Source organism: Selenomonadales bacterium (assembly GCA_018335585.1).
Taxonomy (GTDB): domain Bacteria; phylum Bacillota; class UBA994; order UBA994; family UBA994; genus UBA994.
Map to the genome: position 1 here is coordinate 14,475 of JAGXRZ010000052.1, position 12,815 is coordinate 27,289.

At 55.4% G+C, this 12,815-nt stretch carries 17 protein-coding genes and 1 tRNA gene; 7 read left to right on the top strand and 11 right to left on the bottom strand.

Annotated features, from left to right (window positions below; translation table 11 throughout):
* Positions 1-34: 34 nt before the first annotated feature.
* Positions 35-610: a helix-hairpin-helix domain-containing protein gene (locus KGZ66_09780; protein ID MBS3985870.1), complete on the bottom strand. Its 576-nt coding sequence runs from the start codon at positions 608-610 to the stop codon at positions 35-37.
* Between the two features lie 183 nt (positions 611-793).
* Here KGZ66_09780 and KGZ66_09785 point away from each other — a divergent pair, with 183 nt between their 5' ends.
* The 4 genes from KGZ66_09785 (at position 794) to KGZ66_09800 (ending at position 3,606) form a co-directional block, all read left to right on the top strand.
* Positions 794-958 carry a helix-turn-helix transcriptional regulator gene (locus KGZ66_09785; GenBank protein MBS3985871.1) on the top strand — a complete coding sequence of 55 codons (165 nt, stop codon included), beginning with the start codon at positions 794-796 and terminating at the stop codon, positions 956-958.
* Positions 897-1,295 (top strand): hypothetical protein, encoded by a 399-nt coding sequence (locus KGZ66_09790; GenBank protein ID MBS3985872.1) that lies wholly within the window; start codon positions 897-899, stop codon positions 1,293-1,295. The genes KGZ66_09785 and KGZ66_09790 overlap by 62 nt, the downstream gene beginning before the upstream one ends.
* Positions 1,296-1,904: 609 nt before the next feature.
* Positions 1,905-2,852, top strand: coding sequence for an ABC transporter ATP-binding protein (locus tag KGZ66_09795; protein ID MBS3985873.1), 948 nt, complete (start codon positions 1,905-1,907; stop codon positions 2,850-2,852).
* Positions 2,827-3,606 carry an ABC transporter permease gene (locus tag KGZ66_09800; protein ID MBS3985874.1) on the top strand — a complete coding sequence of 260 codons (780 nt, stop codon included), beginning with the start codon at positions 2,827-2,829 and terminating at the stop codon, positions 3,604-3,606. Before KGZ66_09795 ends, KGZ66_09800 begins: the two co-directional genes overlap by 26 nt.
* Before the next feature lie 229 nt (positions 3,607-3,835).
* Here KGZ66_09800 and KGZ66_09805 read toward each other — a convergent pair.
* The 9 genes from KGZ66_09805 to rplU form a co-directional block, all read right to left on the bottom strand.
* Positions 3,836-3,911 (bottom strand) — tRNA-Ala (locus KGZ66_09805).
* 71 nt (positions 3,912-3,982) lie between these two features.
* The gene (locus KGZ66_09810; GenBank protein ID MBS3985875.1) at positions 3,983-5,530 is read right to left on the bottom strand and encodes an NAD(P)H-hydrate dehydratase; all 1,548 of its coding nucleotides are present in this window, start codon (positions 5,528-5,530) and stop codon (positions 3,983-3,985) included.
* 26 nt (positions 5,531-5,556) lie between these two features.
* Entirely contained in the window at positions 5,557-5,892 is a 336-nt protein-coding gene (gene rsfS, locus KGZ66_09815) for a ribosome silencing factor (protein ID MBS3985876.1), read from the bottom strand.
* 8 nt (positions 5,893-5,900) lie between these two features.
* Positions 5,901-7,076, bottom strand: coding sequence for an LCP family protein (locus tag KGZ66_09820; GenBank protein MBS3985877.1), 1,176 nt, complete (start codon positions 7,074-7,076; stop codon positions 5,901-5,903).
* A 71-nt stretch (positions 7,077-7,147) separates the two neighbouring features.
* Complete coding sequence (gene nadD / locus KGZ66_09825) at positions 7,148-7,774, bottom strand: nicotinate-nucleotide adenylyltransferase (GenBank protein MBS3985878.1); 627 nt, start codon at positions 7,772-7,774, stop codon at positions 7,148-7,150.
* Positions 7,775-7,778: 4 nt separating this feature from the next.
* Positions 7,779-9,059 (bottom strand): GTPase ObgE, encoded by a 1,281-nt coding sequence (gene obgE, locus KGZ66_09830; GenBank protein ID MBS3985879.1) that lies wholly within the window; start codon positions 9,057-9,059, stop codon positions 7,779-7,781.
* A complete protein-coding gene (locus KGZ66_09835; protein MBS3985880.1) occupies positions 9,050-9,724 on the bottom strand; it encodes a hypothetical protein in 675 nt (224 codons plus the stop codon). Before KGZ66_09835 ends, obgE begins: the two co-directional genes overlap by 10 nt.
* Before the next feature lie 79 nt (positions 9,725-9,803).
* Complete coding sequence (rpmA, locus tag KGZ66_09840; protein ID MBS3985881.1) at positions 9,804-10,067, bottom strand: 50S ribosomal protein L27; 264 nt, start codon at positions 10,065-10,067, stop codon at positions 9,804-9,806.
* A gap of 13 nt (positions 10,068-10,080) precedes the next feature.
* Positions 10,081-10,395: a 50S ribosomal protein L21 gene (rplU, locus tag KGZ66_09845; GenBank protein MBS3985882.1), complete on the bottom strand. Its 315-nt coding sequence runs from the start codon at positions 10,393-10,395 to the stop codon at positions 10,081-10,083.
* 215 nt (positions 10,396-10,610) lie between these two features.
* On the opposite strand from rplU, the gene KGZ66_09850 reads away from it, so the two are divergent.
* Positions 10,611-10,862: a hypothetical protein gene (locus KGZ66_09850; protein MBS3985883.1), complete on the top strand. Its 252-nt coding sequence runs from the start codon at positions 10,611-10,613 to the stop codon at positions 10,860-10,862.
* Positions 10,859-11,164, top strand: a complete 306-nt coding sequence (locus KGZ66_09855; GenBank protein MBS3985884.1) for a type II toxin-antitoxin system PemK/MazF family toxin — start codon at positions 10,859-10,861, stop codon at positions 11,162-11,164. The genes KGZ66_09850 and KGZ66_09855 overlap by 4 nt, the downstream gene beginning before the upstream one ends.
* 12 nt (positions 11,165-11,176) lie before the next feature.
* On the opposite strand, the gene KGZ66_09860 is transcribed toward KGZ66_09855, so the two are convergent.
* Positions 11,177-11,698, bottom strand: coding sequence for a hypothetical protein (locus KGZ66_09860; GenBank protein MBS3985885.1), 522 nt, complete (start codon positions 11,696-11,698; stop codon positions 11,177-11,179).
* Positions 11,699-11,860: 162 nt separating this feature from the next.
* Between KGZ66_09860 and KGZ66_09865 the strand changes: the two genes are divergently transcribed.
* Complete coding sequence (locus tag KGZ66_09865) at positions 11,861-12,814, top strand: hypothetical protein (GenBank protein ID MBS3985886.1); 954 nt, start codon at positions 11,861-11,863, stop codon at positions 12,812-12,814.
* Position 12,815: the final 1 nt, after the last annotated feature.

Here is a 12,815-nt window from a genome sequence, read left to right on the forward strand (position 1 = left end):
GCGCAAACATCCCCATTGCCTTGGCACGACGACTTTACCGCACGCGAATCAAGCTCTTTAGGCTCTCAAATGTCTTCTCCCCTATGCCGGTCACGTTCTGGATGTCTTCAATACGCGCAAAGGGACCATGCTGCGTACGATGCGCGATGATTGCTCGCGCCCTAGTTGGCCCAATGCCGGGAAGTGTCTCAAGCTCGGACTGCGAAGCGGTATTGATATTGACGGTGCCCCCTCTCGCCTGCCCTGACCCTGTGGGTGCTCCGGCAGGCGGAGCTGTCTCGCCCATAGCGGCAATATGCAGTTGCTCGCCGTCAGTTAACACTCTCGCAAGGTTTATGGCCGAAAGGTTGGCTGTGGCCAAGGCACCGCCTGCCGCTTCCACTGCAGTGTGGGCACGACTGCCTGCCGGCAGTGTGTACACGGCTGGCTTTGCCACTGCACCGCTGACATGTATAACCACAAACTGCGGCGCGGTGGGAGCCTCGTTTGTGGGGACTTCCTTCTCTATGTAGACAACTTCCGGCGTCTGCATAGCTAGGCTGTACAAATAGGCGTTTGCGCCTAGCGACACTGCCAGTGCAACGCCTAATCCAATCAATACCGTCCGCATACTTCGCCATCACCTCAAGGCTCATTACGACATCAGTAGTCGCGATTCCTGCAAGTCCTATGGATTCACCCAAACGATGGCAAAACCGAATATCACTATTGCCGATTATCTGGTAGCAAGCTGCAAGGATTCACGCTATTGGTGGAGAATTTACTGTCAGACCCAAAATCAGGAGGTGCAAGTGTGATAGGCCAACGCATAAGAGAGGCCCGCAAGGCCAAGGGACTATCTCAAGGGCAACTAGCTCAGGGCATGGTCTCGCGGTCATACATCACAGCTCTAGAAAATGGGAGAATCAGACCAACTGCTTGCTTCGGATGCGTTTCAAGTGTGCACCGCGTTGTTTAGTGGCACGTTCCCGCCCGCCACGTTGGCGTTGTACTACGAAATACAGGCAGAGGTTGAGGGGAGAAATGGCGCCTTAATCAAGTCTGTCATGGCTTACATGTTGTCGGCCAAGGAATACGCCGCTTTCAACAACCACACCAAGGCGTGGGAGTGCAGATACACCGCAGCCTACGATCTGTACAACGCCGGTCATATAGATCATGCAATCCATGTTGCCGTAGACGCGGCCAAGAACCTTGCTCCTTGCACCGGCAGCGTGGAATTTCTAGCCCTTACGCATTACTTAATTGGCTGTGCCTACTCCGCCAAAGGCGATGTGGCAGCCGCGCAAAGCTAAAAGCGTTGCAGACGTCGCGAGAGGCAGCCGAGCTAGCGGATAAATCCAGCCGAGAGCATCTCAAGGCAGAGGCGCTAATAGCAGCTGCGGTCTGTCTCGTAAAAATGGGAGATGTCGATAGTGTCAGTGGAGTTATCGCTCGAGCTCTATCTAAGGTGTCAAGAGTCTTTGGGCGCTCGAGAAATGCAGATTGAAGAAGGACTCGAATAACGCTAGAGAGGAAATTACCCGGTTCGCCAATGCGTTCCGGGACCTAGGGAGACACAAAGACGCTGCAGATGTCCTGCTGTTCGGCGCGGAAATCATGAAAAGCCAAGGATGCTTTGCAGAAGCAATTGAGCTAGTGGAAGCAGCCGTAGGCCCCTCAAGGGGAAGGCTTGATTACCACATGCTAGTATAATGTCCTTGTGATACTAACAAGCCTCCTTTATAATTGGTGTGAATTGAGGGAGGTGTGAGAGTATTATAGGTACTTATCAATAGTAGGACACGGAGGGGAACTAGGTCTTAGCACGCGGCTGCGGAAAAGGCAGCTGCTGTGTGGGAAAACCGAAGTAGCAGGTTACCAGTACATGAGAACCAGACTTGCTTTGTTGGAGGGAAGCTATCGTGAGTAAGAATATCTACGAGCTCTCTGGGGTTACTAAGATTTATGACAACGGCACAAAGGCTAACGATAATATCAGTCTGTGCGTAGCCAAAGGCGAAATCTTAGGGGTGTTTGGCCCCAATGGCGCAGGCAAAACCACTATGATTAAGCAGATGGTGGGCCTGCTTAGGCCGACTGCGGGAACCATCACCCTCTACGGACGCTCGCTGCAGGCCTGCCCTAGTATGGCCCCACACTACGTCGCTTACCTAGGTCAGACTGTCGCAGCCTTTGGTTCGTTTACTTTCGCCGAGGTGATAGTCCATGCGGGGATTCACCGTGGCTTAAGTAAGGCACAAGCGCTTGCCGACGCCAAGAGCCTGATCGCACGTTTTGGGCTGCAGGCTAAAGCATCACGGCTGCGCTATCAATTGTCCGGCGGGGAGCTAAAGCTCTCCATCCTGCTAAGTGTCCTTATCGGCGAAAAGCCGATTCTGATCCTCGATGAACCGACGAATGATTTAGACCCCGAGCATCGGCGCCAAGTATGGGAGTATCTACTTGAGCTCTGCAAGAACAAAGGGACGACCATCGTCTTGGTCACGCACAACGTAGATGAAGCCGACTCTGTCGTCGACCAAGTAGCGGTAATTGACCGCGGTACCCTGTGCGCGCTGGGCACGGCAGGACAATTAAAGAGCGCTCTTGGCGATGTGGTTAAGATTATCATTACGCTAAAGCCCGGGCACACCATGGGAGCAACGCCGTTCCCCGGAGCACACCTGCACGGTCAGCGATGGTGCTTTACTGTGCCAAGTGGGGAAACCTTGTACGCCCTAGGGCAGCTTCAGGCGATGCTAGGGGACAGCGCGATAGATGACTTCAAGGTGGCAAGACCTACGTTAGCAGACGTCTACACACAACTGACGCGGAGGGAGTGGGATGAAAACAGTGGGCAACCTACGTAAAGCACTGGTGGATTTCTGGTGGATTACCAAAGGACAGCTCTATAGTATGCGCACCCAGTGGTCTTGGTACGTCATATTACTTACCATCTCTCCCCTTAGCTACTTGTTTTTCCTGAGTTTCTTTGCCGACCTGTCGGACCCGTCCGTAGCCTTATTTGTTGTGACTGGCTCCGTGGCCAGTAGCACCGTAACGGCCGCTATGCTGGGCTTAGGCCAGACTATATCTGGCCTGAGAGCGGCTAATGTCCTAGAGGTGTATGCCACCCTGCCCATTTCCAAGCTGGCCTTTGTTATGGCTCTAACCGCAAGAGGCGTGGCCTTTTCCGCGCCCTCCGCATTTATCGTGCTGATCGTGGGCAGCATCAGTCTAGGCCTGCCGCTGCTCCCCGCGCTGCTGCCGACGATTATCGTTTATGTGTTGGGTGCCTTTAGCTTGGCAGGACTAGGAGCCATCATTGGGTTCTACTCCCCTACCCCCGACGCCGCTAGTCTGGCCACGCAAGTTGTAGCCCCGCTGGTGACTCTCTTTGCTCCAGTCTTTATGCCGATGGAACGACTGCCGTTCTTCCTGCAAGTTACCTCGCGCTTTATCCCGACCACCTACGTGGCCGCAGCTCTACGGGAAGCCCTTACTCAGCCCTTTTCGCCGCTCTATTGGTCTAGCGTCGCTGTCATTACACTCTTTGGAGTCATAGGTCTTGCTGCCAGCGTCTATAAAGCCGACTGGCGCGTCACAGCCTCGGAGGCAAGGTAGGCTTCCCCAAAACACATTTGCAGCTCGTTAGCCAACTCGCGGACTGTCGTTTAGACCAAGGCGATCCTTCACTGCCTCTTGGAGAGCTAGCGATGCAAAAGGTGTTTCCAAAGAGAGTTGGCCAAATCGCTTGTTGAAACTCATGGTAGAACTTTTGCGATTTAAAGGCAAAATTCACGGAAAAACTAAAATACCAAGGGCGCAAAACCCTTGGTATTCCTCATTCTTTTGGTGGAGCTAAGCGGGATCGAACCGCTGACCTCTTGACTGCCAGTCAAGCGCTCTCCCAGCTGAGCTATAGCCCCACGTGTTAAGTGCCGCCCTCGGCAGGTACGTTTTCTATTATACTGAGGGCAAACGGAGCTGTCAATGAAAATCAACGTCCTAAGTCGCGCCAGACTTGCGGCAAGGCCGCCACTACGTCGCTCGCCGTGAGACCCATAAACCCTTTGGCGCGGGCGGCGGCATCGCCTGCCGTGCCGTGGGCGTAGACGCCTAACGCTGCGGCTAACGAAGGGGACAGCCGGTGCGCAATCAGCGCGGCTATTACGCCGGCAAGCACGTCTCCCATACCTGCGGTGGCCATGCCGGGGTTACCGCTCTGGTTAAGGTAGATTTCTCCGCCGGGGTCAGCCACCACGGTGCGCGCACCCTTCAGCACAACGGTGCATTGCCATTCCATGGCGTAATGCTTGGCCACATCCACGCGCCGACGCTGAATCTCGTCAACCGTCAGCCCGGTTAAGCGCGACATCTCGCCCGGGTGAGGAGTAACCACTATCGCCCCCCGATGCCCGGCAAGAAGAGCTGTGTCGCCCAGAAGTGCATATAGGGCATCCGCGTCCAGAACAAGAGGTACGCGCACTTCCGGCAAGACTTGGCGGAGCCAGTTGATGGTTTCTGGCTGTCTGCCTAACCCCATGCCCAGTGCTACCGCCGAGGCGCGCGAAGCTAGGCCCAGAAACGCCTCTGTCGCGCCGGTGGCGATATACCCCGTATCGTTGTCATCTAGGGCATGGGTGATGACTTCACTGGTCCTTCCGGCTACAGCTTTTTCAAGTGATTTTGGCAGCGCGGCCTCGACTAGTCCCGCCCCGCTACGCAAGGCCGCCTCTGCGGCTAAACACACTGCGCCGGTCATGCCTGTGGAACCCCCGACTGCCAAGACGCGGCCAAAGGTTCCTTTGTGGCTGTCGGGCGAGCGTGCCGGCAGCAGCCCTTGGCACCATTCCGCCGTAATGAGATTGTGACGGAAACGGCTAGCGGCGACTAAGTGCTGCGGCAGCGAAATATCCGCTAGCCTGACAGCGCCAGCATAGCGTGCGCCGGGTTCGAGATACAGCCCAAGCTTAGGTAACCCAAATGTTACCGTCATCGTAGCCTGCACGCAGGGACCTAAGACCTCGCCCGTGTCAGCCAAGAGCCCCGATGGGACATCTACCGCCAACACAGGGCGACCTGAATCGTTAACGAGACGCACAACAACAGCCGCGAGGTCTGTAATTTGCCCGGCAAAACCCGTGCCGTAAAGAGCATCGATAATCAGAGGTGCACTCTTAAGCAAATCCGCTAACGAAGGCAAGGCATCCTCACTGAGTTCGCGTATAGAGACACCCATCGAAACAAGTATGTCGTAGTTAGTGCGAGCGTCGCTGCGCAACGCGTCTGGCGTACCTAGCAGAAACACCCTCGCCTCCCCGCCACGATTCGCAATGTGGCGCGCCGCAACAAGGCCATCTCCGCCGTTGTTGCCTATGCCGGCCAACACGACAACAAGCTTGCCACGATAATCCCCTAGCATCTCCTGTCCGGCCGCCACCACGGCGAGGCCGGCGTTCTCCATGAGGACAACGCCAAGCAGGCCGCATTGCGACATAGCCTGTGTTTCAAGTGCTCGCATTTCTTTTGAGGTGACGAGTTTCATAAGGCTTCTCCCCTCGCTAGATTTGCTTATAGCGCGACTACCTTCGCCCCGCCCCACAAGCGTTCTAACGCGTAGAACTCGCGTGCTTCCTCGCGGAAAATGTGTATCACCACGGCACCAAAGTCTAGAAGTATCCACTGGCCTTCTTGGTCACCCTCGCGTCCGAGAAAAGGCTTGCCGCTTAAGACAAGCTCCTTCTCGATGTGGTCAGCTATGGTTAGCGCATGCGTGCGCGACGTGGCGGTGACTATTAGAAAGTAGTCGGTCGCGTGAGCAAGCAAAGAGAGGTCGAGCAGAACCGGACGAAGCGCCTTCTTGTCGGCAGCTAACGCTGCCGCCTGGTATGCTAGTTGCAGTACAATCCATCCTCCTATCGCCAGAAATCTTGACCAAGCACGATGGTAACTTTGACGTCGCGTGTGGCCCGCTCACTGAACACGTTGCCTTGTCTGAGTACGCGATAGACCGTGTGGCCCATTTCGTCATAGCCGTTGTGCACGGTTATGCGTGTTTTCTCTGTCACCTCGGACGCCGCCCGCACGTCTAAAACCTGAAAGCCACGCCGCGTAAGAACCTCGGCCGCACGTGCGCCTAGGTTGTTGCCACTGGCATCTTCCACACGTACGGTAATTTCCGACGGCTCGCTCGTTAAAGTGTCCCAGAAGTGCTCGCGCAGCATGGCATCCATGGCCTGCTCCTCGACTAGCCAGTAACTTACTCCGCCTATCCAACCGTCAATGCCGGGTAACGTGAGCATGGTCACCTTCTCGGGGCTAATGTTATCTAATAGCGGCAGATGCTTAAGAATAGCTTGCGGGTCGATGTTAGTGCGCACGCTGCTTAGGGCGATATCGACAATGGAGTTTATACGCATGATATTAGCAGGACGAAGCATAGTGCGCAGTGCCGCGAGCATAAAGCGCTGTTGACGGGCAATGCGGCCGATGTCCCCGTCGCTGCCGCGGTATCTTACGTATTGCTCAGCCTTACTGCCGTCTAGGATTTGTTGTCCACGACGAAGGTTAATCACGAGGTCTTGGTAAGGGTCCTCGTAGAACATGTTCTTCTCTACGTAGTAATCTACCCCACCGATGGCATCAATTAAGCGCCTAAACGCGCGGTGCTCAAGGCGCACGTAGTAGTGGAGTGGAATATCTAACAATCGCTCTACGGTGTCGACGGCGAGTCGAATGCCGCCGTAAGCGTGCGCGGCGTTTATTTTATCGGGGTGTCGGCGTCCGGGGATAGACACGCGGCTATCGCGGGGTAGCGACAAGACCCTTACCTCATAGGTCACGGGGTCTAGGCTTACAACTAACATGGTATCCGTCCGCAGCGCACCCTGCTTTCCCCCGTCAAGTAAGCCGGCGTCTGTCCCGAGTACCAGGACGTTCACCTTGGCGTTAACCCACGGAGGCGTAAGCGTAACAGGTCCTTCATCGAGCGGTACTGGCGCAAGGCCGTTGAGCACAAGCACGGTCGAGCCTACCGCAACGCTTAGTATAAGAAAGACTGCGGCCACCAAATAGCGCATAGCAGTATGCATTTGCCGCCTCCTTTTCGTATGTTCAAGCTAATTACATTATAGGACGAAACAGAAGTTGTGGATAGTGGAAGCTAGAGGGACCCGCCGCTGACGTTGTCTAAATACAGGCCATGCTCGTGGATGTAGTTTTCTACTGATTCTGGCACTAAGTATCGAATTGGCTCTCCGGCGCGGACTCGTCGGCGCAAGTCGGTCGAGGAAATGGCCATTGCCGGAACTTCTAGGAGCTGAATGTGTCCATTGCCGCGAAATCTCTCGATGTCGGTTTGAGCTATATAATCGCTTAACGTGTAGCCGGGGCGGCTGGCCGCGATAAAATGACACAGTGTCAGCAGTTCCTCGGCGCGGTGCCACGTGTGTATGTCCCGCATAACGTCAGCGCCTGTAATAAAATACAGCTCACAGCCAGGCCCGTAGACTTCGCCTAGCGCAAGCATCGTGTCAAAGGTGTAGGAGTATCCGGGGCGGTCTATCTCTACACGCGAAACACTAAATTCTGGGTTGCTGACGACGGCCAGGAAGGTCATGACATAACGGTGCTCAGCACTTGATACGTTATCCCCCTTTTTATGGGGTGGCCGCCCGGTCGGCACAAATACCACCTGGTGCAGGCCGAAACGATGCCGCACGGCTTCTGCGGTGACAAGGTGGCCGAGGTGAATCGGGTCAAACGTACCTCCCATTACGCCGATACGCATGGAATCACTCCTCTCGCGGCTCCTCGTCGTAGAATGAGAACTGCTTGTTGCCGATTATCACTTGGGCACCCTCGGGAACATGCGCCCCCCTTAACAGGGCAAAAACGCCTAGGCGTTTCAGCGCGAGCTGCATTCTGTGCACGGCTTCGTCGTTATCTAGGTCGACGCGACTAACCAAACGCTCTACCTCGGTGCCGCTGACGATGTAGACGTCGCCCTCTTTTACGACACTTAACGGCACTACGTCGGATTCAACAGGCAAACTCTCGATAACGTGCACAGGAGGCAACGGCAGCGTAAGCACAAGCTCTAGGGCGCGATGCAGTAAGGCGGAAACTCCTTCGCCTGTAACCGCCGAGATGGGAAAAACCTCACACCCCGCTCGCCTAAGCTTGTCTACTAAGAGTGCAAGCTGCTCCCGCTCGGGCATGGCATCGACTTTGTTTAACGCCAAGAGCTGTGGGCGCTCGGCTAAGATGCGAGAATAACCGGCCAGTTCGCTGTTAATTATCTCAATGTCTCGCAGTGGCTCGCGTCCCTCTGTCCCTGCCGCATCTACGACGTGAATCAACACACGCGTGCGCTCTACATGCCGCAAAAAGGCGTGCCCTAGTCCTTGCCCGAGATGTGCCCCCTCAATGAGTCCGGGAATGTCAGCCATGACGAAACTCTGCCCTGCGAGGTATACGACGCCAAGATGCGGCTCTAATGTAGTAAAGGGGTAGTCGGCGACGCGCGGGCGAGCAGCCGAAACGGCGGCCAAGAGCGTAGACTTGCCGGCATTAGGAAACCCTACTAATCCGACGTCGGCAATGACCTTTAGTTCCAAGCGAACTTCGCGCTCGACCCCGGGTTTGCCCTTCTCGGCGTATGTCGGAGCTTGCCTTACCGGCGTGGCAAAGTGGGCGTTACCGCGGCCGCCGCGGCCGCCGGGAAACAGCAACACCTTGTCGCCCGCGTTTACGAGGTCTGCCAAGACACGATTCGTTTTTACATCTATAATGACGGTGCCGGGTGCAACTTTAAGCACGAGGTCTTCACCGGCTTGTCCATGTCTGTTTCTGTAAGCTCCGTTGTCCCCGTCGCCAGCCGCGAAACGCTTGCGAAAGCGATAGGCCATCAGGGTATGAGCCTCCGGGTCAGCCATGACATATACATCGCCGCCCTTGCCGCCGTCTCCGCCGGAAGGTCCGCCATAGGGGACGTACTTTTCACGGCGAAAAGTCGCCGCACCGTTGCCGCCATTGCCTGACCTGACAGTTATTACGACGCTGTCTATAAACACAGGTCTTCCTCCTCGCTAGGGCTCTCTTTCTGTACCTCGAGCGTGACACTGTGCTCCTGATGACTCCATTTAACGCGTGCGCCTGAAACCAAGGCGATATCTAGTTTTTTCGGCAGTGCTGAGCCTGTGACGGGTGATTTGGGAGCGGCAAACTGCAACTTCCAAGCGCGCGGCTCCTCGCGGAGTTCGAGCTCTACCTCAGTTAGGCCCGTAGCCTCGGCTAGACCGCGGTAGTATGCCCATACAGCCGTGATGCCGTCAGCCCAAGCGGGCCACTTCGCTGTTGCCCCCCCAAAGTCTCCGGATGCCGAGAAGGCAAGTCTGATACCAGAAAGCTCCGCCTCCTCCCACACGTCAAAAAGGCAGCAACTCAACTCCCAGTTACGAATACCAAAGATGAGGCCAGCCGCCCGAATTCGCCAAATCGCCTTGTCGATGCGCTGCAGCACTTCCGGAGCCGGTTTATGTAGCTGCACGGCACCGTACACTAACTGCAGGTCATTAAGGAGGTCGTGGCGAAACCTGCCAAAGCGTGGGCCGAAAGCATCGCCCCGAGGCTCCGCGGGCTCGGTGGGCGTTGGGCGTGGAACGGTTAGTAGTGCAAGCAAGGCAATCGCCGCAATGAGGCGCAGCGGCCAAGACGGCAGGAGGACCAGTGCGGTCACCCCTGCTGCCAGAATAAGTCGTTTTCTTATGGCAAACACCACCTAAGAAAAAAACCCGGAAGCCCGGGTTTGGGTTGTGTTAGTTGGCCGGGGCTGCGTAGACACTGACCTTAGTGCGATCTCTGCCTAACCGCTCGAAAGCGACCTTACCCTCAATCAGCGCGAATAGTGTGTCGTCCCCGCCGATGCCGACGTTTTGTCCTGGGTGAATCTTGGTGCCACGCTGTCTAACGAGGATAGAACCTGCGTTCACCAGCTGGCCGTCTTGACGCTTAACACCGAGACGCTGCGAGTGAGAGTCCCGACCGTTGCGTGAACTACCTACGCCTTTCTTAGAAGCCATTTTCTACACCTCCTTAGTTAGCGACGATGGATTCAATAACAACTTTGGTAAATGGCTGCCTGTGGCCGTTCTTTTTGCGGTAGCGCGACTTGGCCTTGTAGCGGAAGACAATAACCTTCTTCTCTTTGCCGTGCTCGATAGCTTTAGCCACGACGCACGCGTTAGGAAGGAGTGGCGCGCCGAATGTAACATTGCTACCCTCGCCGATGGCCAGCACTTCCTTAAACTCGACTTGGTCGCCTACGTTGACGCTGAGTTTCTCCACCCGAATAGTGTCGCCCTGCTTGACGCGGTACTGCTTACCGCCCGTTTCGATGATTGCAAACATTGTCAGGCCTCCTGTATTCTAGACTCGCCGTCCTGCGGGGGCTTTCGCACTTTCTTCCCTAGACGAGCGGTTGGGGACTACCGCAAGCAGGCAACTCGCAGTAATCCTACGAGTGTTAATTGTAGCACAGAACCCTAGGCGCGTCAAATTGGTTTTTAGCTTTGTTGCGTTACGGTAGACAAATCTGTATACTAGAGCGTAGAGGAGGTGCAACCATGTCCAGCACAACCATAAGATTAAGCCTAGAGCATGCAAAAATTCTACGCGATTTGTCACGCACTGTCAATCTGCCTATGCACGTAATTGCTGGCCAAGCAATCGAGGACTATCGCAGAAAAGTCTTGCTTGAGGCCACAAATGAAGCGTTTCAGGCCTTAAGAGGCAATCCTCTACAATGGGCAGAAGAAGTCGCCGAACGAAAGGCATGGGAAGCTACCCTAGGAGATGAATGGGAGAATCGGCCGTGAGGCCGTCGCGAGGCCAGATATGGCTAGTTGGGAAGCGCCCTGCACTGATAGTATCGGTCGACTTGTTTAACCATGGACCCGCCGACCTGGTTGTACTTGTGCCAATTACCACAAAGGCCAAGGGCGTTCCGCTACACGTGGAACTAAGCCCACAGGAAACGGGTCTAACTTACCTTAGCTACGCGAAGTGTGAGGACGTTAGATCTGTTTCCATAGAGAGACTATATCGTCCGTTAGGGGTGGTCGGCATCGGTACCATGGAACTAGTCGAAGACCGACTAAGGATACTGCTCGGCCTGTAAGAGGACAGGCGCTTATGGCTTAACGCCAGCTAGCGGAACGATGCGGTAGAGGTAGGCGCCTTCTGCGTGTAGTTGAAGATAGATGGCTGTGGAACCGACTTCAACGCGATAGTCAGTCAAGTTGCCATTGTGCGCCAAAGCGTGTACCCAGTCGGCCATCTCGCGATAATCCCCGTTCCTTGCCGCTTGGTGCAGCGCAAAGTGCATGTCGTAATAGAGCGCCTCGAGCGCTGTATTGCTCTGGTCCTTATACGTTATGCGTGCCACGCGCGGGTAGGCCTGCCTCACTAAGCTACCTATGCGCTCGGTTGTGGTGGCTAACCTAGGCACGGCCTTAAGCAGAACCAGAACGGCAAGGCGGCCATTTTCATTGCGCAGCGTTACACTGCTTACGTCTGGGTCCTGTCTCAGCCTTTCTACCAATGGTTTTTCCACTGCCGTACGCTGCCACAAGTAATGGGCAGACACCAACAGCCCCAGGCCGACAAGAAAACTTATCGCTACCACTGGCCATTTCAGCTTGTGCCAGTCCACTGCCCTAACCTCCAACTTTACATAATCTAATGGCAGTATAGCACAAACTTGTAACATGTTTAACCAGTAAAATATGTAATCAAAGACGCAGGAGACTGCGGAGCTATCACGAAAGACTTTGTTAGCGGTCGGTGGAGCAGTCCTATTAAGGGGGATAAGTGTATGCGAGCATCAATCAGCGAAGAAAGTAGCGGGATAGAGTTTTCGCGTGCGGAGCGCATCTTAGCGCTAGGCATGGTCATCTTCTTGCTGGTAGGCGGAGCTTGGGTGTTTAACCGCATCCAGCGCATACCTGCGCGGCCGGACTACCATGCTATCGAACAGCGCTATATCAGCAGCGAACTTCAGAATGAGTACTGGCAGGCGCAGAACACCCTGAATGCGGCTAGAGCGGCGACAGAGCGACTGCGTCAAGAACTAGCAGTTGCCACGACAGAATACGAGTTTAGGCGGGAAGAGTTCCGCGTTATGAATGAACGCGGCATCCTAGATCCTGCGCGCGAAAAAGCATACCTTGATGCTCTGGCTGCGTTTGAGCGCTTGCGCCGGGAAATTGGCTTGGCCATGGCCGTGGAAGAGAGCGCGCACGAGCGACTGCGACCGCTTGAGACACAGTGGAAGACTCTGCACACGCAGATAGGTGAAGAACATGCACGTCGGTTGCGTGCCTTTGAACTGCAGTTGTTTGGGCTACGCCTGTTTTACGCTGTGCCTGTCTTTTTGTTGGCGCTTCTGTTGTTCTTGCGGCTGCGCAAACAAAACAGCAACTACCTAGTTTTCGCCACCGCTCTAATCGGCGCTGGCACACTGCAGCTCGTGTATCTTGTCGCGCTGTACTCGTGGCATCTCTTGCGCGATATCGCCCAAATCGCCATTGCCGTCATCGGCACGGCGCTGTGCATGTTTGGCATCGTCCTGATAAGGCGATACTGGCTTGACCCGGAGCGCGTTATAAGGACACGCGTCCGCCGCGGGCAGTGTTTTAGCTGCGGTGCCGCGGCGGAAGACAATGTGTACTGCCCCTCATGCGGAGAGGAACTGCAGAAGCGGTGCTTAGGCTGCGGCGCCAATCGTCCGGTTAAGGCGGCTTTCTGCCCGCACTGCCGCTATCAGTAGC

Bases quoted from the DNA above. Each gene is read 5' to 3' on its own strand.
- KGZ66_09780 (MBS3985870.1), bottom strand. From the start codon at position 610: ATGCGGACGGTATTGATTGGATTAGGCGTTGCACTGGCAGTGTCGCTA.
- KGZ66_09790 (MBS3985872.1), top strand. From the start codon at position 897: ATGGGAGAATCAGACCAACTGCTTGCTTCGGATGCGTTTCAAGTGTGC.
- KGZ66_09800 (MBS3985874.1), top strand. From the start codon at position 2,827: ATGAAAACAGTGGGCAACCTACGTAAAGCACTGGTGGATTTCTGGTGG.
- KGZ66_09810 (MBS3985875.1), bottom strand. From the start codon at position 5,530: ATGAAACTCGTCACCTCAAAAGAAATGCGAGCACTTGAAACACAGGCT.
- KGZ66_09820 (MBS3985877.1), bottom strand. From the start codon at position 7,076: ATGCATACTGCTATGCGCTATTTGGTGGCCGCAGTCTTTCTTATACTA.
- nadD (MBS3985878.1), bottom strand. From the start codon at position 7,774: ATGCGTATCGGCGTAATGGGAGGTACGTTTGACCCGATTCACCTCGGC.
- rpmA (MBS3985881.1), bottom strand. From the start codon at position 10,067: ATGGCTTCTAAGAAAGGCGTAGGTAGTTCACGCAACGGTCGGGACTCT.
- rplU (MBS3985882.1), bottom strand. From the start codon at position 10,395: ATGTTTGCAATCATCGAAACGGGCGGTAAGCAGTACCGCGTCAAGCAG.
- KGZ66_09850 (MBS3985883.1), top strand. From the start codon at position 10,611: ATGTCCAGCACAACCATAAGATTAAGCCTAGAGCATGCAAAAATTCTA.
- KGZ66_09865 (MBS3985886.1), top strand. From the start codon at position 11,861: ATGCGAGCATCAATCAGCGAAGAAAGTAGCGGGATAGAGTTTTCGCGT.